The sequence below is a fragment of the Stenotrophomonas rhizophila genome (genome assembly GCF_000661955.1).
GTDB classification, from domain to species: domain Bacteria; phylum Pseudomonadota; class Gammaproteobacteria; order Xanthomonadales; family Xanthomonadaceae; genus Stenotrophomonas; species Stenotrophomonas rhizophila.
On record NZ_CP007597.1, the window covers coordinates 3,660,779 to 3,678,859 of the forward strand.

An 18,081-nucleotide genomic window follows, 5' to 3' on the forward strand; every position below is an offset into this window, starting at 1 on the left:
AGGGGTGTGCGGGACTGCATCGCATCGCCATACTGGCCGCTGGTCCGGATGAGATGACGCGCGATGGCGGAAATACTGGTGCTCTACTACAGCCGCGGTGGTTCGGTGGCCCGGCTGGCCCGCCAGATCGCACGGGGCATCGGCGAGGTGCCGGGCATGAGCGCGCGGCTGCGCACGGTGCCGCCGGTGGCGGCGGTGACGCAGACTGCCCGCCCGCCGGTGCCCGAGGATGGCGCGCCCTACGTGGACATCGGCGATCTGGCCGAGTGCGACGGCCTGATCCTGGGCAGCCCGACCCGTTTCGGCAACATGGCCGCGCCGGTGAAGCATTTCCTGGATGGGCTGGGCGCCGAATGGGTCAATGGCACGCTGGTCGGCAAGCCGGCCGCGGTGTTCACCTCGACGGCGTCGTTGCACGGTGGCCAGGAATCGACCCTGCTGTCGATGCAGGTGCCGCTGCTGCACCACGGCTGCCTGATCGTCGGCATTCCGTTCACCGAGCCGGCGCTGAGCCACACCACCACCGGCGGCACGCCGTACGGCGCCAGCCACGTTGCAGGGGCCGACGACAACCCGGTACCGAGCGAAGATGAGGCGATCCTGGCGCGTGCGCTGGGCCGGCGCGTGGCCGACATCGCGCGGCGGCTGGCATGAACGGCCGCGCGCAGGACGCCATCCTGGCGCTGCTGCTGGTGGCGTTGGCGGCGGTGTACGCGCTGTGGTTCGCGCAGGACCGGCACTGGCTGGCCACGCAACTGGTGTTCACCCTGCCGCCGCTGCTGCTGGCGCTGGGGGTATGGTTGCGGCGCGGGAAGGCGACCTTCTGGGCGGGGGTGCTGGCGCTGTTCTGGTTCAGCCACGGGGTGATGAGCGCCTGGAGCCACCCGGAAACGGCCGGCTGGGCGTGGGCCGAGCTGCTGCTGGCACTGGCGGTGATCGGGGTGGGCAGCGGCCCGGGGCTGCGGCGCCGCTTCGGCAAGCGCTGACCGGTTGGCGGCCTGCGGCTGCGGCGCAGCGCTGGCGGTCGTATCATCTGCATCCCGGCGCGGGCTGCCCGCACGGTTCTGACCGCTATCCAGGAAGCCTGCAATGGACGAACTACTGATCATCACCACCGGTGGCACGATCGACAAGATCTACTTCGACGACAAGTCGGACTACCAGATCGGCGATCCGCAGATCGGGATGATCCTGCGCGAGCTGGGCGTGACGTTCCGTTTCAATGTGATTCCGATCCTGCGCAAGGATTCGCTGCACATCACCGATGAGGACCGCGAGCTGATCCGCGCGACCATCGCCGCGCAGCCGACCCGCCACGTGCTGGTGACGCACGGCACCGATTCGATGGTGCAGACCGGCCAGGTGCTGCGGAGCATCGCCGACAAGACGATCGTGATGACCGGCGCACTGAGCCCGGCCCGCTTCCGTGGTTCAGACGCAGAGTTCAACATCGGCTGCGCGATCGGCGCAGTGCAGTCGCTGGCCAGCGGCGTGTACATCGCCATGAACGGCCGCATCTGGAACCCGGAGCACGTGCGAAAGAACGTCGCAGCGAACCGGTTCGAAGAAGCCTGAGAAAAAGCCTGATCGGCTTGCGCCTCTAAAAGCTGCATTCCCAGCCGCACCTGGCTGGGTGGGGGTGTGTGAGTCCGCGGGACACGCCGTAAATCCATCCTTGGAGGCTCGTGAGCGCCTTGCTCGTTTGTGCAGTCCTGCACAAACGGCAAGACCGGGGTTGGGCGTCCTGCCCAACCCGTCCGGCGCATGCGCCGGACCCATGGCGCCCAACGGTCCCGCGAACTCACACACCCCCACCCCAGATAGTCAGTCGGTGGCCTGGGCAAGGCCAAAGCAGCACAGAGCAGAGCAACACGTCTGCGCTCTAAGATGCCGCTTCTTCGTTGCGTACCAGCACACTGTCAAAGGCTGGGTACGGGTGGGTTGGCGGGACCGTTGGGCGCCATGGATGGCGCTCACGAGCCTTATCTGACCGGAATCTGGCAGTTTAGGTGTCGAGAGCCGGCGTGGGCCGCCGTGTGAGCCTGGATCTCGACGATCGCCGTGTAGCTTGGCGCCCACGCCGGAATCTCCCTTGATCCGCCCGAACAGTTGCTGGAGCTGTCACTCGAAGCGATAAGACTGGGCAAGCGGGGGAGCTCTCGACCCTTCCAGACTATACGGAGTCGGGCGATGAACGGGATCGGGATTGATGTAAGCAAGCGCCGGCTGGATGTTGGAACCTCCGACGGCCAAACCCTGCAGGTCAGCAATGACCCCTCCGGTTTCACTGAATTGGACCTCTGGCTGAGGCAGCGCCCGAGTAACCAGATCGTGCTGGAGGCCACCGGTGGCTACGAACAGCCTGTGCTGGATTTTCTGCACAAGGCCGGTCATCCGGTGGTTCGGGCCAATGCCTTGCGGGCGCGGAAGCTTGCTCAGGGGCTGGGCCAGAGGGCCAAGACCGACCGCTTGGATGCCTATGCATTAGCACAGATGGCCACGCTGGTGAAGCTGCCGGCCTATCAGCCGTTGGAGCCTTGGCAGCAGAAACTGCGGGAGTTTGTGCGGGCACGTCGACAGATGATCCAGGCCTTGGCCGTCGCGCGACAGCAGCAGGAAATGGTGGGTGATCGTGAACTGCGCCGGCTTTTGCAGGCCAACATCACCCACCTGAAGACACTGGTCAAACGCCTGGGAAAGCAGATTGCCGAGCAGCTCGCTCAACAGCCCCAGCTCACGGTTCTGAAGTCGATGAAGGGCGTGGGGCCGGTGGTACAGGCGGTGCTGGCCAGCTACCTGCCTGAGCTGGGCCATATCAGTGGAAAGGCCATCGCCAGCCTGGTGGGCGTGGCGCCGATGTCCCACGACAGCGGGACGATGCGTGGAAAACGAAGCATCCACGGCGGTCGAGCCGAGATCCGTCAGGTGCTTTACATGGCCGGCATGTCAGCCCTGCAGCACGAACCGCGCATACGGGACTTTTACCGGTCGCTACGGGCCCGCGGCAAGGAGGCCAAAGTAGCCATCGTGGCGGTAATGCGAAAGATGCTGGTGATCCTCAACGCCCGCGTGCGCGACGCTCAAAGCGGACCGATCCCCGCCTGAAGCGCGCCCGGGCACATCTCCAACGGCTGCCGGCCAGCGGCCGGCACTACCGTGCCCGTCTGCTGGAGGGGCCGAAGCCTCCTCCAGCAACACAGTTGCTACACGGACGTACTTGCGGCGTGTCCCGCCAACCCACCCGTACCCGGCCCAGCCAACGCAGGCACAAACGCGCGGCCGTTGATCCTGCTTCGGCTCAAGCTCAAGCTTCGGCTTTCAGCTTCTAAAAAAAATCCCCCCCCAAAAAAAACGCCCCGACCGAAGCCGGGGCGTGCCCATTGGAGAGGGATCTGGGCTCAGTACTGCGCGGTCAGGGTGACCCCGGAGAAGGTCGAATAGCCCTTCACCCGCACGTGCCAGGTACCGGCCGCCGGTGAAGTGATCGTGCAGGTCTCGTTGTTGCCGCTCAGATACGGACGGCAGTTGTACACCGTGTCGGTCGGCGCGCTGCCCGAACGCACATACAGATCCGCATCACCACTGCCACCGGCGATGCTCACCTTCAGCTGCGAACGGCCCGACGGCACCACCACCGTGTAGGACAGCGACGCCCCACTGGCCGCGCCCAGGCCGCTCACCGGCACATTGTTCTGCAGCACCGTCCCCGTGCCCGGGTTCGGATTGGTCCCGCCCAGCGCCGCCGTGACCGCCGCATCGGCGTCCACGATGCCCGCGCCGCACCCGCCGCTGCATGCGCCCGGCAATGCCCGTGCCGTGTTCTTCAGCAACGTCTCGATCGCCGCCGGCGTCAACGCCGTCGGTGCCACCGACTGCACCAGCGCCACCACGCCGGCCACGTGCGGCGCCGCCATCGACGTCCCGTTGTAGGACGCGTAGGACGCCGTACCCGGCACCGTCGTGCCGCTGTTGAGCGTGGACAGGATCGCCTGGCCCGGGGCCGAAACATCGATGCCCGCGCCGTAGTTGGAGAAGCTCGCGCGCGCACCGGCCGACGTCGTGGCCGCCACCGCGATCACGTTCGCGCAGTTGGCCGGCACCGACGAAGACACGTTGGTGTTGCTGTTGCCCGCCGCCACCACCACCGTGGTGCCGCGCGACACCGCGCCGTTGATCGCGTTCTGGTAGGTGGTCGAGCAGGTGCCACCGCCGCCCAGCGACATGTTGATCACTTCGGCCGGGTTGGCATTGGCCGGCACGCCACTGACCGTGCCGCCGGAGGCCCACACGATCGCATCGGCGATGTCGGAGGTGTAACCGCCGCACTTGCCGAGCACACGCACCGGCACAACCTTCGCGTTGAATGCCGTACCGGCCACGCCGGTGCTGTTGTTGGTCACCGCCGCGATGGTGCCGGCCACGTGGGTACCGTGCCAGCTCGAGTTCGAGGCCGGAATGCCCGAGCCGCACTCGTTGGCGGCGTACCAGTCGCCTTCATCGTTCGCGTTGTTGTCACGGCCGCCACCATCGCGCGCCATCGCCGCGTCGCTGATGAAGTCATAGCCGGGCAGGATGTTGGCGTTGAGGTCCGGATGATTGGTGATGCCGGTGTCGATCACCGCCACCACCACGCCGGTACCGGTCGCCTTGTCCCATGCCGGGCGCACGTTGATCGAGGCGTTGCTGGTGCCGAAGCCCCACTGTTCGGACAGGCGCGCGTCGTTGGGCACCAGAGTGGCGTGCATCAGCTGATCGACTTCGACGTATTCCACGTTCGGGTCGGCCGCCAGGCGGCGCATCAGCAGTTCCGACTCGGCCGCATCCAGCGGACGGTCGGCCTTGACCACGGTCGGCCCAATGGCCAGCTGGCGCAGCTTCTGCAGGCCCAGCGCGCGACCCTGCGCAGCCGGTACGGCCGAGGCCGCCGCCTTCAACGAGCTGGCCAGTGCGGTCGGGGTGGCGACCAGGTTGGCGCCATCCTTGTATTTGACGATGAAACGCTGGTGCGTCGGTGCCGACGACAAGCCGCTCAGCTGCACATCGCCGGCGAATGCCGGGGCGGCCAGCAGCAGGGTGGACAGGACGGACGCGCCGAGTACAACCAATGCACGCTGACGCAAACGGGGTTGCGAATCATGAGACATCGGATTTCCCTTTCAGACTGTGGATGCCGCGAACGCGGCTGAATTTCCAGTCCCGACCCGGGGGCTGTTGAACGCGATGGCGCGGATCGAGACCGGTTGCTGGATCGGTTCCCCTGAAATCAAACCGCCCATCGCGAACCTAGTGGGTCGCTGCGGGTTCAACAATGTTTCAGCCGCACTTCAGCGACATGAAATGTCGGATCTGAGACTTTCCGTGTCGAAGGTTTGTGAAAGTGAAGGAACTTGGCGCCTTCCGACCGGTCACATCGCGCCATCGAATGTCTGTTTCGGCTGTCTGCATCGGAAAACGGCGGACAAGCCTTGCGCAACGGGGCCTGCGCGGCGCTGCCACCGCTGGACAATGCGCCTCCGCGTGCGGCCACCAGTACGACGCCCATGAAAAAACCCGCCTGTTGCCAGGCGGGTTTTTCAGGAGTCATCCGGGTGCTGGGCGCTTACGCGTCCAGACGCACCAGCCAACCGTGGCGGTCCGGCAGGCGGCCGTACTGGATGTCGGTCAGCTCCTTGCGCAGCGACATGGTCACTTCACCGGCCGGCGCGTTGATGTCGCCGACCGAGAAGCCCTCGCCCTTGAGCTGGCCGATCGGGGTGACCACCGCAGCGGTTCCGCAGGCGAACACCTCGGCGATCTCGCCGGAGGTCACGCCCTGCTTCCACTCGTCGATGGTGACCTTGCGCTCTTCGACCTTCATGCCACGGTCGCGGGCCAGCTGCAGGATGCTCTCGCGGGTGATGCCTTCCAGGATGCTGCCCGACAGCGCCGGGGTCACCAGGGTGCCGTCCTTGTAGACCAGGAACACGTTCATGCCGCCAAGTTCTTCCAGGTACTTGCCCTCGACCGGGTCCAGGAACAGCACCTGCGAGCAGCCCTGGGCCTGCGCCTTCTGCTGCGGCAGCAGCGAGGCGGCGTAGTTGCCACCGCACTTGGCCGCACCGGTGCCGCCCTTGGCTGCACGTGCGTACTCGGTGGACAGCCAGATCGACACCGGGGCCACGCCCTTGGCGAAGTACGGGCCAGCCGGGCTGGCGATCACGTAGTAGCCGGCCTTGTGCGCGCCGCGCACGCCGAGGAAGGCTTCATCGCCGATCATGAACGGACGGAAGTACAGGCTGGATTCGTCGGCCGACGGCACCCAGCTGGCATCCACGGCGATCAGCTGCTTGAGCGATTCGACGAAGATGTCCACCGGCAGTTCCGGCAGCGCCAGGCGCTGCGCCGAGCGCTGCAGGCGGCGGCCGTTGGCGTCCGGGCGGAAGGTCCAGATCGAGCCGTCGGCGTGGCGGTACGCCTTGATGCCTTCGAAGATTTCCTGGCCGTAATGCAGCACCGCCGCGGCCGGGTCCAGCTGCAGCGGGCCGTACGGACGTACGTTCGCGTTGTGCCAGCCGGTGTCCTTGTCCCACCGCACTTCCACCATGTGGTCGGTGAAATGCAGACCAAAACCGGGGGCGGCCAGGATGCGCTCGCGCTCCTCGCTGCTGCGCGGGGTGGCGGAACGGGTGGTGTTGAAGCTCACGGAAGACTGGGACACCGGATATTTCCTGTTCTGGTTACGGGGAACGCCGCGACGCCTGCTGGCGGTGGGCGGTTACAACATGCCGGTTTCGAGCCGGGCGGCCTCGGACATCATGTGGCGGCCCCACGGCGGGTCGAACACCAGCTCGACGTCGGCCTGGGCCACCGTCGGAATCATCTCCAGCTTGCTGCGCACGTCATCGACCAGGATATCGCCCATGCCGCAGCCGGGCGCGGTCAGGGTCATGGTGACGTCGATCTCGCGCCGGCCATCGTCCAGGTGCTTGAGGTCGACCTCGTACACCAGGCCGAGGTCCACGATGTTGAACGGGATTTCAGGATCGAAGCAGGTGCGCAGCTGCTGCCACACCAGTTTTTCGACTTCGTCATCGGAGGCGTTTTCAGGCAGCTCCAGCGCCGGCGGCGGTTCCTTGCCGATGGCGTCGCCGTCCTTGCCGGCGATGCGGAACAGATTGCCTTCGACGAAGACGGTATAGCTGCCACCCAGGGCCTGGGTGATGTAGCCATAGCTGCCAGCGGGCAGCGTGACCGTTTCGCCCTGCGGGACCATGACGGCCTCGCAGTCGCGTTCGAAGTGGACAGGTTCACTGCTACGGGAATACATGTGGATCGATATGGGGGTCGCGGCCAATTCCCGCAAGGCGACCATTTTAGCCCAGCGGCCGCCCACGCGCCGGTCACCCCGCAAGCCGGTATCCTGTGGGCACTCACAGGAAGATTGCATGTCGCCCACGTCCGTGCCTGTCCGGAGCCGCCATTGGCTCTGGCCCCCGATGTTGCTGCTTGGTGTCGTCACGGCCACGTTGGCCTGGTTGTTCATTGCCCTGCTCAGCGGCCGCCAGGCCGGCTGGATGGCGGTGCTGGCGGCGCTGGATATCGCCTTCATGCTGCGCCTGGGCACCTTCCGCGCCGGGCCGGCCCGGGTGGTGGTGACCCTGCTGGCGACCCTGCTGGTTGCGCTGGCGGCCAACTGGGGCATCGCCTCGGCCTACCTGGGCGGCTCGATGGGCCTCAATCCGTGGGATTCAGCGTTGCGCATGGGCCCATTCATGGCCTGGACGCTGCTCGGCCTGGCCAACGGCGCGGTGGAATGGCTGTGGCTGGGCGTGGCGCTGGTGATCGGGTGGTGGGTGGCGAAGTAGCCGCCCTGCACGCCGTCGGTAGTGCCGGCCGCTGGCCGGCTCTTCATGACCCCCGGACGGAAACGCGTTGGTATTCACGCATCGTGGGGAGCCGGCCAGCGGCCGGCACTACCTCTCTGTTTAATGTCCGCCGTCGAGGGCTTTCAATTCGCTGACCAGCGCGCTGGCCGCACCGGCGCCATCGCCGTACAGCATGCGGGCGTTGTCGGCGTAGAACAGGGCATTCTCGATGCCGGCAAAGCCGGTGCCCTTGCCGCGCTTGATCACCACCACGTTGCGCGCGTTGACCACGTCCAGGATCGGCATGCCGTAGATCGGGCTGGCCGGGTCGGTGCGCGCCACCGGGTTGACCACGTCGTTGGCGCCGATCACCAGCACCACGTCGGTGTTGGGGAACTCGGGGTTGATGTCGTCCATGTCGGCGATCAGGTCGTAAGGCACGCCCGCTTCGGCCAGCAGCACGTTCATGTGGCCCGGCATGCGCCCGGCAACCGGGTGGATGGCGAACTTCACCTTGATGCCGCGGTCGATCAGGCGCTGGGCCAGTTCCCATACCTTGTGCTGCGCCTGGGCCACGGCCATGCCGTAGCCGGGCACGATCACCACGCGCTCGGCGAAAGCGAGCATGGCGGCCACGTCGCTGGCCTCGATCGGCTTCTGCGCGCCGCTGATTTCCTGCGCCACGCCACCGCCGCCGAAGTTGGAGAACAGCACCCCGCTGATCGGCCGGTTCATCGCCTTGGCCATCAGGCGGGTCAGCAGGATGCCGGCCGCGCCGACCATCATGCCGGCGATGATCAGGGCCTCGTTGCCCAGCACATACCCTTCGAATGCCACGGCCAGGCCGGTGAACGCGTTGTACAGCGAGATCACCACCGGCATGTCGGCGCCACCGATCGGCAGCGTCATCAGCACGCCCAGGGCGAGTGCGACCACGAAGAAGCTGATGATGGCCACCGGGCTCAGGCTGATGGCCGCCCATGCGCCCAGCACCACCATCGCCAGCGCGACCAGCAGGTTGAACGCCTGCTGCCCGGGGAAGGTGACGCGCCGGTCGAGTCGGCCGTCCAGCTTGGCCCAGGCGATGATCGAGCCGGACAGCGACACCGCACCGATTGCCGAACCGATCACCGCCAGCGCCAGCACGGTGGCCGACGGCTGGCGCGCGGCCAGGTCGGCCAGCGCCTGCTCGCTCCAATGGGTGGTATCGCGGTTGGCCAGGAACGAGAAGCGCAGCAGTTCCACCGCGCCGATCGCCGCGGCCGAACCGCCGCCCATGCCGTTGTAGAGGGCCACCATCTGCGGCATGTCGGTGATCGCCACGCGCTTGGCCGACCACCAGGCCACGCCGGTGCCGATCGCCACCGCCGCCAGAATCAGCGGAATGTTGTGCAGCTCGGGCAGGAAGAAGGTCGCCACGGTGGCGATCAGCATGCCCAGCCCGGCCCAGCGGATGCCGCTGCGCGCGGTCATCGGCGAGGCCATGCGTTGCAGGCCCAGCAGGAACAGGGTGGCGGCCACCAGGTAGCTCACCTGCACCAGCCACTGCAGCAGTTGCGCGGTGCTCACGTTCAAGGCGCCTTCTCCCCGGCGTCGCGCTTGGCGCTGGGCTTGAACATGTCCAGCATGCGCTCGGTGACCACGTAGCCACCGGCGGCATTGCCGGCGCCCAGCACCACCGCGATGAAGCCGATGATCTTCTCCAGCGGCGTCTGCGCGTGGCCCAGCACCACCATCGCGCCGATCAGCACGATGCCGTGGATGAAGTTGGACCCGGACATCAGGGGGGTATGCAGGATCACCGGCACCCGTGAAATGATCACGTGGCCGGCGATCGCGGCCAGCATGAAGATGTACAACGCCACGAACCCGTCGCTCATTGCAGTGTGTCTCCCAGGCGGTGATCCCGTCCCCCCATCATAACCATGCGCTGAACCGTTCTGCAGGCCGGTCAACCGATGCCGCCCCGGTGCGTTGTCACAGGTACCCCCCTGCGCGAGCGCTACCCTGTGCTGGTGAGCCCCACCCTGCAAACGCTGCCCACCGAGGCCGACCCCGCCCTGCCGGTGTCGCTGGACGCGTTCCTGGCCGGCATCGGGCCGCGCGCGTTCCGCTTCGCCGAGGCCGGTCTGCGCCAGCGCGACGATGCGCTGGACGCGGTGCAGGACAGCATGCTGCGGATGCTGTCCTACCGCGACAAACCGGCCGCCGACTGGGCGCCGTTGTTCTGGAGCATCCTGCGCCGCCGGGTGGTCGACCTGCAGCGCCGGCGCGGCTTTCGGCTGCGCTTCTGGCGCAGCAGCGACGAGGCCGGCAGCGAGCACGACATCGACTGGGCCGACCACGCCCCCGGTCCGGCACAGGCCCATGAGCAGCGCGAACAGTACGCGCAGCTGGTGCGTGCACTGCGCGAACTCCCCGCCCGCCAGCGCGAGGCCTTCACCCTGCGCGTGCTGCAGCAACTGGACGGCGCCACTACTGCAGCCGCCATGGGCTGTAGCGAGGGCGCGGTCAAAACCCATCTTTCGCGCGCCCGGCAGGCGCTGCAGCAGCACCTGGAGATCGCCCTGTGAGCCGCCCCGTTACCCCGCCCCTGCACGATGACGCCGCCCTGCACGCCTTGCACGCGCAGGCCCTGCAGCAGGTGTCGCCGGCCACCCTGGCACGACTGCGCAGTGCCCGCCACGCGGCCGCGCCACGCCGCAGCCGCGCGCATGGCTGGTGGATGGCCACCGCCTGCTCGGCGGTGGCCGCGCTGGCGTTGGGCTACAGTTTCACCGCCAACCCGCCCAGCACCCCGGCCACGCCCACGCCCACGGTGGCATCGGCGGTGGATGACAGCAGCGATGTGCTCGACGAGAATCCCGACCTGTACGTGTGGCTGGGCACGACCGACCTGGCAATGGAGTGAACATGACACCGCGACTGATCCTGGCCTTGGCGCTGCTGTCGACGAGCGCGGCCAGCGGGGCGCAGGCCCCTACCCTGCCCGAGTGGGATCGGCTGACCCCGCAGCAGCGCGAGGCGCTGATCGCGCCCGTGCGCGACCGCTGGAACGATGCCCCGCCGCCGCAGCGCGAGCGCATGCTGCAGCACGGACAGCGCTGGCAGGGCATGACCCCGGAACAGCGCGAGCTCGCCCGGCGCGGGCGCCATCGGTTCGAGAACATGAGCCCGGAGCAGCGCGAGCAGGCCCGCGCGCTGTTCGCGCAGATGCGCGAGCTGAGCCCGGCCCAGCGCGACGCGCTGCGTGAGCGCTGGTCGAAGATGACCCCGGAGCAGCGCCAGGAATGGTTGAAAGCCAACCCGGTGAAGGATCTGCCGCCACCGAAGCGGTGATGTCCCGGGCGGCGGCGTTGCGGTGCTGCCGGGTGGTGCAGCCACCCATGGGGTGGCTCTACCGGACGCGAGGTAGAGCCACCCCATGGGTGGCTGCACAACATCAACCCCTCGTGGCATCCCGGGGCGCAGACGGTTTCCCGCCGGGTAGAGCCACCCCATGGGTGGCTGCCTGGATCAAGCGGCGGCCACCCAGCGGGTTTTCGCCAGCAGCTCGTCGTCCCAATCGAAGGCGATCGCCCCGTCCTTGAGGAACAGCGCCACGAAGTTGTACAGGTTGCGCGCGTACATCTCGCTGGCGTGCACCGCGCCGCGGCTAGCCAGGTCGAGCGGGCCGTCCACGGTGACCCCGTCCAGCGCGATGGTTTCACCCGGGCGGGTGGCCTCGCAGTTGCCGCCGGTTTCGGCGGCCAGGTCCACGATCACGCTGCCCGGCTTCATGCCCTGCACCATCGCGGTACTGACGATCTTCGGCGCCGGTCGGCCCGGCACGGCCGCAGTGCAGATCACCACGTCCACCAGGCGCAGGTGCTCGCCCAGCCGGCGCTGCTGCTCGGCGCGTTCTTCGTCGGTCAGCGGCCGCGCATAGCCGCCCTCGCCCACGGCACTGACGCCCAGGTCGAGGAACTTGCCGCCCAGCGATTCGATCTGCTCGCGGGTTTCCGGCCGTACATCGAAGCCTTCCACCTGCGCGCCCAGCCGGCGTGCGGTGGCGATGGCCTGCAGGCCGGCCACGCCGGCGCCCACCACCAGCACCCGCGACGGGCGGATGGTGCCGGCGGCGGTGGTCAACATCGGGAAGAAACGCGGCGCCAGCTGCGCGGCAATCAACGTGGCCTTGTAGCCGGCCATGCCGGCCTGCGAGCTCAGCACATCCATCGACTGCGCACGGGTGGTACGCGGCAGGCGCTCCAGCGGAAAGGCCTGCAGCCCGCGCGACTGGATCAGGCCGGCGCGTTCGGCGTCGGCCTGCGGGTGCAGCATGCCGACCAGGCTGGCGCCGGGTTTGAGCTGGCCCAACCGTGCATTGTCCGGTGGCTGCACGCACAGCACGATGTCGGCCGCGCCCAGCCGCGTGTCATCGGCCGGATGCGCGCCGACGTCGACGTACGCCTGATCGGGAAAACCGGCGGCTTGGCCGGCCCCGGGTTCGAACCACACGGTCGCGCCCAGCGCGGCCAGCTTGCGTGCCGTTTCCGGCGTCATCGCCACGCGCCGTTCCCCTGGCGCGCGTTCGGATACCACCAACACCTCGACAGCCATGCGTGTCCCCGACGATCAGCAGAGTGTGGGGGGATCGTAACCTACCGGTTCGGTTTGAGTAGAAACCATGCGGCGGTGGGGCAGGCGTGGCCGGGCAGAACCCGGCGCTGCCTCAGTGAACGGTGGCGTTCTTGTTGTCCAGCCGGTCGATCACGCCCTGCATGGCGCTGTCGAAGGCGCCATCGTCGATGTGCGCGCGCAGGCGGCCCAGCCGCACCATCACCGCCAGTTCTTCCGGCGAGGCCACGCAGAAGCGCACGCCACGGCGGTTGACGAACAGCAGGCGCTGGGAAATCGGGCTCACCCAGGACAGCTTGCCGGCCTGCACCTTGCCGTCCTTGTCGACGAAATCCAGCCAGCTGCCAATCTCCAGGCCGCGGAAGCGGTCGGCGTCGGCGTTGTCGAAATCGGTCACGTCGACCTTGCCGCCCAGCTCCACCGCCGCGCTTTCCTGCACGGGCGGGGTGGGCAGCGCCACCTGGGGCAGTTCGGGCAGCGCGCGCTCCAGTTCCGGGCGTGATTCGGCAATGGCCTGCAGCGTGTCATGCAGGGCGTCGATCGCCCCCGTGGCGGCATCGGCGTGCACGCCCACGCTGGCAAACACCTTGCGCAATGCCGGGTGCCAGGCCTGCAGCCATGGCTTGCCGACGATCTGCCGGCGCGCCTCGGCCACTTCTTCCAGGATGCCGTCGGCCAAGGCCAGCGCCTCGCCCACCGACGCCCCGTCTTCGCCTTCGCGCAGCACGGTCAGGGTGAGGTGGTGTTGCCAGGGCTGGCGCAGGAATTCGGCAATCGCCTGCGGCAGGGTCACATCGGCAATGCGCCGGTCCAGCTCGGCGGCCGAGCGGCCACGCGCCATCTCCAGCTTTTCCTGGCCGCGCTGGGTTTCAGCCGCGCGGCGCTCGGCGATTTCGATACGGCGCCGGTGCTGGGCCAGGAAATCGCGGAATTCTTCTTCCAGGGTCAGGAAGATCGCCAGGTTCTCGTTGAACTCGGCCACCAGGCGCTCGATGATTTCCTCGACCTTGCCCATCAGCACGCGCTCGGCCTGGCTCTCGCCGGTGTTGCCTTCGCAGGCCTCGGCCAGCGAGTTGAGCAGCTTGCGCGCCGGATGGGTCTTCTGCACGAACATGCGGCGGTCGAGCATGGCGACCTTGACGAAGGGCACCACCAGCCGCCCGATCAGCTCGCGCGAGCGGCCTTCCAGGTCGCGCTCATCGAGCATCACGTCAAACAGCATGCCCACCAGGTCGATCGCATCTTCGTCCTGCGGGTCCAGCCGCGCCTGCGACGGGTCCACGCCAAGCCGGGTGGCGCCCGACAGCACTTCACTCTTGAGACGCTGGGCCAGCGATTCGCCGTCTTCGCCGATGGCCGCGCGCAGGGTGGCACTCGGCGTGGCCTGCAGCAGCGACAGCACCGACATCATTTCGCGCTGGCTCAGCGGACGCTGCTGACCCACGGCCACGCTGGCCGCCGAGGTTGCGTCTTCGCGCACGTGCCGGGTCTGCTGCAGCAGCTCGTGCAGCGCTTCCAGCAGCATGCCCTGGTTGCCACTGAGGGTCTCGCCCGCCTCGGCTGCGGCAGCCTGACTGGCGCCGGCCGATTGCATCCGTCCGCGGCTTTCGGCCCAGCGATCGGCAAACCGCCGGGCCCACGCTGGCGCGGCGGCATCGTCATTGCCGACCTGGCCGTCCTGGTCCAGCGCATCGACCAGGGCCTCCAGTTCGTGCCGCGGGCTCGGCGGCCGGGGCGCCGGGCGCCGGGGCGCGGCCATCTGCGGCATCACGCCGGCGGCAGCAAGCTGCTCGTCCAGCGCTTCGTAACGCTTGCCGATGGGCGCGTGCAGATCGCGCTCGCACAACTTGATCAGGACCAGCCGCACCTCCGGGGCCAGTTCACAATCGGCAAAGGCCTCATGGATGGCCACGCCGATGTGCTCGGGGCTGATCGGATTGCTGTCGGCGTTCAGTTCCAGGCCGCCGGCGATCCAGCCCAGGCGGCGGTCCAGCCGCGCCAGCACCGGCTTCCAGTCGCGCAGCAGCACGGTGGCGAAGTTGCGCACCGCCAGCCGCGACTCCAGCACATGCTCGGGCACCAGGCTGAGACCGTCTTCGATCTGCCCGGCCAGGGTGGCCTCGGCCGACAGCGGCTGACCGCGCTCCAGCGCCTCCCAGGCCTGCGTCAGGTGGGTACGGAAGCCGGCCACGATGTCCTCGCGACGGCGGCGCAGTTCACGCATGCCATCCAGGAACAGCAGTTGCGACGCGCCGGCGGTGCCGGCACGGTCGAACAGAACGTCGTCAAAGCGGGCCAGCACGGTCGCGAACGACTCGGTCAGCGCGGGCAGCGCTCCCTCGCGGGCAAGCTTCAACAGTGCCGGGTGATGACCCGGCTGCCCCAATGCATTGGGCGTGGCGATCATGCGAAAAGGCTCCCCACCTTCGCAGGCACAGAATGCAGCATGGAAACAACAGATACCGGTGCCCCCCAGGCACCCGCGTCCGGATGGTAGGTCGCCCCACCGGTCAGGGACAGTGAAACAGTCCGCACTTTGAACCTCACGACCGGGGTACCGGCAGGCCTTGTATCGTACGGCCAGCGTCGGCGGGAAGCGAGTACAGCCACGTGAAGCAATGCCATTGATTAGGTGATGTTCATCACGCTTTGTCGCAAATCGATCGGAGATCGCCGCTGGGCGCGTCACAAACTGCCGCGACTATACTGGGCGCACCGTGAAAACTGATCGAGTGAACATGTCCGAATCCCCTGCGCTGCAAGCCCTGGACGCCCGCCGCTCGGTGCCCGCCAAGCAGCTTGGCGAGCCCGGCCCGGACCCGGACACCCTGCTGCGGATGCTGGCATCGGCGGTGCGCGTGCCTGACCACGGCAAGCTGGTGCCGTACCGCTTCCTGCGCATCGCCGGCGATGCACGTCACAGTCTGGGCGCGTTCCTGGCCGAGCGCAGCCAGCAGCGTGACCCGCAGGTGGCGCAGGCCCAGCTGGACAAGGACCGCCAGCGGTTCTCGCATGCGCCGGTGATCATCACCGTGGTGGCCAGCCCGCGCCCCAACCCCAAAGTGCCCGAGCAGGAACAGCTGATGACCGCCGGCTGCGTCTGCTTTGCCCTGCTGCAGGCCGCGCAGGCGCTGGGCTTCGGCGCGCAGTGGCTGACCGCCTGGATGGCCTTCGACCCGGCCGTCCATGCCCACCTGGGCCTGGCCGAGGGCGAGCGCATCGCCGGGTTCATCCATATCGGCACCCCGAAGACCGCGGCCCCCGAGCGCGACCGCCCCGACCCCGCCGCGCTGCTGCAGGACTGGGTGGGCTGAGATGGCCGAGTTGTCTGTCGCGCCCCCCGCGCCGCGCCCACCGCTGTACCTGGTCGATGCCAGCCTGTACGTGTTCCGCGCGTGGCATTCGATGCCCGATGAATTCCAGGACCAACAGGGCTGGCCGACCAACGCGGTGCACGGGTTTGCCCGCTTCCTGCTGGACCTGATCGAGCGCGAGCGCCCGCGGCATATCGCCATTGCCTTCGACGAGGCCCTGGACAGCTGCTTCCGGCACCGGCTGTACGCCGCCTACAAGGCCAACCGCGATCCCGCCCCGGACGCGCTGCGCCGTCAGTTCGCCCACTGCAAGGCCCTGTGCATGGCGCTGGGGCTGGCGGTGCTGGCCCACCACGAGTACGAGGCCGACGACCTGATCGGCAGCGCCCTGCACGCACGCCGCGACGCCGGCATGCGCGGGGTGATCATCTCGGCTGACAAGGACCTGTCGCAGCTGCTGTACGAACACGACGAACAGTGGGACTACGCACGCAACCAGCGCTGGGGCATGGCCGGGGTCAAGGCCCGCCACGGCGTGCATGCGCACCAGATCGCCGATTACCTGGCGCTGTGCGGCGATGCGGTGGACAACATTCCCGGTGTCACCGGGGTGGGCGCCAAGTCGGCCGCGGTGCTGCTGGCCCACTTCGGCAGCATGGACGTGCTGTACGAACGCCTGGACGAAGTGCCGTTCCTGCGCCTGCGCGGCGCGGCGCAGATGGCGGTGCGGCTGCGCGAACAACGCGAGCACGCGCTGCTGTGGCGGCAGCTGACCACCATCGCGCTGGACGCGCCGCTGGACTGCGCCGATGCCGATTTCCGCCGCGGCAGCGCCGACCCGCAGATGCTGCAGGGCCTGTGCGATGCGCTGCGGTTTGGCCCGTTGACCCGGCGCCGGCTGTTCAGCGCCGCCGGCCTGCCCGATTCCCCCTCCATTGCCAGCGAGTTCGCATGAGCCCCAACACGCAACCCCCGAAGGTCGTCTACGAAGGCAAGTACCAGCGCATGGTGGTGCGCGGCACGTGGGAATACAGCGAGCGCACCCATGCCGGTGGCCTGGCCGCGATCATCATCGCGGTCACCCCGGAGGACAACGTGCTGTTCGTCGAGCAGTTCCGGGTGCCGCTGCAGGCCAACACCATCGAGATGCCGGCCGGGCTGGTGGGCGATATCGATGCCGGTGAGTCGATCGAAATGTCGGCGGTGCGCGAGCTGGAAGAAGAAACCGGCTGGACCGCCGACCACGCCGAGGTGTTGATGATCGGCCCCACCTCGTCGGGTGCCAGCAGCGAGAAGATCGCCTTCGTGCGCGCCACCGGCCTGCGCAAGGTGGGCGATGGCGGCGGCGATGCCAGCGAGAACATCACCGTGCACGAAGTGCCGCGCGCACGTGCGGCGGCGTGGCTGGTGGAGAAGATCGGCCAGGGCTACGAGCTGGACGCCAAGCTGTGGGCCGGGCTGTGGATGATCGAGCACCATCTGGACGGCACCCCGCGTGGCTGATTCGTTCGCTCCGCCGATCGCGTCGGGCGCGCTGCTGGGACCGTCCGACCCGGCACCGTTCACCCTGCATCAGGCGCAGGGACGCTCGCCGTACCTGCTGATCGCCGACCATGCGGGCCAGCAGGTGCCGGCCGCACTGGGCAGCCTGGGTCTGCCCGCGTCCGAACTGGACCGCCACATCGGCTGGGACATCGGCATTGCCGGGGTCACGGTGGAACTGGCGCGCCTGCTGGACGCCTGGGCGATCACCCAGACCTATTCGCGGCTGGTGATCGACTGCAATCGCCCGGCGGGTGCGCCGGGGCGGTTCGCGCCGCTCAGCGACGGCACCGTGGTGCCGGGCAACCAAGGGCTGGATGAAGCGGCACAGGACGCGCGCGTGCAGGCCATCTTCGCGCCATACCACGGCCGCATTGCCACCGAACTGGATGCCCGCGCCGCGGCCGGCCTGCCCACGGTGCTGATTGCCATGCACAGCTTCACGCCAGCGATGCAGGGCGTGGCGCGGCCGTGGCATGCAGGCGTGCTGTACCAGCGCGATGCGCGCTTTGCGCATGCGTTGATGCACGCCTTGCGGGCCGAAGGTGACCTGGTGGTGGGCGACAACCAGCCCTATGCGGTCAGCGATGCCACGGATTACGCGATTCCGGTGCACGCCGAAGCGCGCGGGCTGGCGCACGTGGAACTGGAGATCCGCCAGGACCTGATTGCCGACGCCGCCGGGCAGCAGGCCTGGGCACGGCGGTTGGCGCGGGTGTTGCAGACGTTGGCGCCGGGGTTGGGTTGAACGCGGTGGTGGT

General features: G+C 68.2%; 19 protein-coding genes. 12 read left to right on the forward strand and 7 right to left on the reverse strand.

The genetic code is table 11. The features are described from left to right. The first annotated feature begins 63 nt into the window (after window positions 1–63). The 4 genes from wrbA (at window position 64) to DX03_RS16025 (ending at window position 3,105) form a co-directional block, all read left to right on the forward strand. Entirely contained in the window at window positions 64–654 is a 591-nt protein-coding gene (wrbA, locus tag DX03_RS16010) for an NAD(P)H:quinone oxidoreductase (protein WP_038690347.1), read from the forward strand. Then, window positions 651–986 (forward strand): DUF2069 domain-containing protein, encoded by a 336-nt coding sequence (locus DX03_RS16015; RefSeq protein WP_038690349.1) that lies wholly within the window; start codon window positions 651–653, stop codon window positions 984–986. The genes wrbA and DX03_RS16015 overlap by 4 nt, the downstream gene beginning before the upstream one ends. Before the next feature lie 103 nt (window positions 987–1,089). Continuing rightward, window positions 1,090–1,575: an asparaginase domain-containing protein gene (locus DX03_RS16020; RefSeq protein ID WP_038690351.1), complete on the forward strand. Its 486-nt coding sequence runs from the start codon at window positions 1,090–1,092 to the stop codon at window positions 1,573–1,575. A 615-nt stretch (window positions 1,576–2,190) separates the two neighbouring features. Then, complete coding sequence (locus tag DX03_RS16025; RefSeq protein ID WP_038690353.1) at window positions 2,191–3,105, forward strand: IS110 family RNA-guided transposase; 915 nt, start codon at window positions 2,191–2,193, stop codon at window positions 3,103–3,105. 293 nt (window positions 3,106–3,398) lie between these two features. On the opposite strand, the gene DX03_RS16030 is transcribed toward DX03_RS16025, so the two are convergent. From DX03_RS16030 to sufT, 3 genes are all read right to left on the reverse strand, one after another. Continuing rightward, window positions 3,399–5,144: a S8 family peptidase gene (locus DX03_RS16030; protein WP_038690355.1), complete on the reverse strand. Its 1,746-nt coding sequence runs from the start codon at window positions 5,142–5,144 to the stop codon at window positions 3,399–3,401. A 455-nt stretch (window positions 5,145–5,599) separates the two neighbouring features. Further along, entirely contained in the window at window positions 5,600–6,697 is a 1,098-nt protein-coding gene (locus DX03_RS16035; RefSeq protein WP_038690356.1) for a branched-chain amino acid aminotransferase, read from the reverse strand. 57 nt (window positions 6,698–6,754) lie between these two features. Next, complete coding sequence (gene sufT, locus DX03_RS16040; RefSeq protein WP_038690358.1) at window positions 6,755–7,306, reverse strand: putative Fe-S cluster assembly protein SufT; 552 nt, start codon at window positions 7,304–7,306, stop codon at window positions 6,755–6,757. A gap of 118 nt (window positions 7,307–7,424) precedes the next feature. On the opposite strand from sufT, the gene DX03_RS16045 reads away from it, so the two are divergent. After that, entirely contained in the window at window positions 7,425–7,844 is a 420-nt protein-coding gene (locus DX03_RS16045) for a hypothetical protein (protein WP_038690360.1), read from the forward strand. A 120-nt stretch (window positions 7,845–7,964) separates the two neighbouring features. Here the strand turns inward: DX03_RS16045 and DX03_RS16050 are convergent, their stop codons facing one another. Beyond that, complete coding sequence (locus DX03_RS16050) at window positions 7,965–9,419, reverse strand: NAD(P)(+) transhydrogenase (Re/Si-specific) subunit beta (RefSeq protein ID WP_038690362.1); 1,455 nt, start codon at window positions 9,417–9,419, stop codon at window positions 7,965–7,967. Beyond that, window positions 9,416–9,724 carry an NAD(P) transhydrogenase subunit alpha part 2 gene (locus DX03_RS16055; RefSeq protein WP_019182396.1) on the reverse strand — a complete coding sequence of 103 codons (309 nt, stop codon included), beginning with the start codon at window positions 9,722–9,724 and terminating at the stop codon, window positions 9,416–9,418. The genes DX03_RS16050 and DX03_RS16055 overlap by 4 nt, the downstream gene beginning before the upstream one ends. 78 nt (window positions 9,725–9,802) lie before the next feature. Between DX03_RS16055 and DX03_RS16060 the strand changes: the two genes are divergently transcribed. The 3 genes from DX03_RS16060 to DX03_RS16070 are packed head-to-tail and all read left to right on the forward strand — an operon-like array spanning window position 9,803 to window position 11,183. Then, window positions 9,803–10,417: an RNA polymerase sigma factor gene (locus DX03_RS16060; RefSeq protein WP_051598885.1), complete on the forward strand. Its 615-nt coding sequence runs from the start codon at window positions 9,803–9,805 to the stop codon at window positions 10,415–10,417. Continuing rightward, complete coding sequence (locus tag DX03_RS16065) at window positions 10,414–10,755, forward strand: hypothetical protein (RefSeq protein WP_081797257.1); 342 nt, start codon at window positions 10,414–10,416, stop codon at window positions 10,753–10,755. Before DX03_RS16060 ends, DX03_RS16065 begins: the two co-directional genes overlap by 4 nt. A gap of 2 nt (window positions 10,756–10,757) precedes the next feature. Then, window positions 10,758–11,183 carry a DUF3106 domain-containing protein gene (locus DX03_RS16070; protein ID WP_038690367.1) on the forward strand — a complete coding sequence of 142 codons (426 nt, stop codon included), beginning with the start codon at window positions 10,758–10,760 and terminating at the stop codon, window positions 11,181–11,183. A gap of 177 nt (window positions 11,184–11,360) precedes the next feature. Here the strand turns inward: DX03_RS16070 and DX03_RS16075 are convergent, their stop codons facing one another. Continuing rightward, window positions 11,361–12,446 (reverse strand): NAD(P) transhydrogenase subunit alpha, encoded by a 1,086-nt coding sequence (locus DX03_RS16075; protein WP_038690369.1) that lies wholly within the window; start codon window positions 12,444–12,446, stop codon window positions 11,361–11,363. A gap of 112 nt (window positions 12,447–12,558) precedes the next feature. Continuing rightward, window positions 12,559–14,871 (reverse strand): DUF1631 domain-containing protein, encoded by a 2,313-nt coding sequence (locus DX03_RS16080; RefSeq protein WP_038690371.1) that lies wholly within the window; start codon window positions 14,869–14,871, stop codon window positions 12,559–12,561. Between the two features lie 331 nt (window positions 14,872–15,202). Between DX03_RS16080 and DX03_RS16085 the strand changes: the two genes are divergently transcribed. From DX03_RS16085 to DX03_RS16100, 4 genes are read left to right on the forward strand one after another with little or no spacing between them, the layout of a single operon-like run. After that, window positions 15,203–15,778, forward strand: coding sequence for a nitroreductase family protein (locus DX03_RS16085; RefSeq protein WP_038690373.1), 576 nt, complete (start codon window positions 15,203–15,205; stop codon window positions 15,776–15,778). Window position 15,779: 1 nt separating this feature from the next. After that, window positions 15,780–16,733: a 5'-3' exonuclease gene (locus tag DX03_RS16090; RefSeq protein WP_038690375.1), complete on the forward strand. Its 954-nt coding sequence runs from the start codon at window positions 15,780–15,782 to the stop codon at window positions 16,731–16,733. Further along, a complete protein-coding gene (locus DX03_RS16095) occupies window positions 16,730–17,281 on the forward strand; it encodes an NUDIX hydrolase (protein ID WP_038690377.1) in 552 nt (183 codons plus the stop codon). Before DX03_RS16090 ends, DX03_RS16095 begins: the two co-directional genes overlap by 4 nt. Continuing rightward, complete coding sequence (locus DX03_RS16100) at window positions 17,274–18,068, forward strand: N-formylglutamate amidohydrolase (RefSeq protein ID WP_051598886.1); 795 nt, start codon at window positions 17,274–17,276, stop codon at window positions 18,066–18,068. The genes DX03_RS16095 and DX03_RS16100 overlap by 8 nt, the downstream gene beginning before the upstream one ends. The last annotated feature ends 13 nt before the right edge of the window (window positions 18,069–18,081 follow it).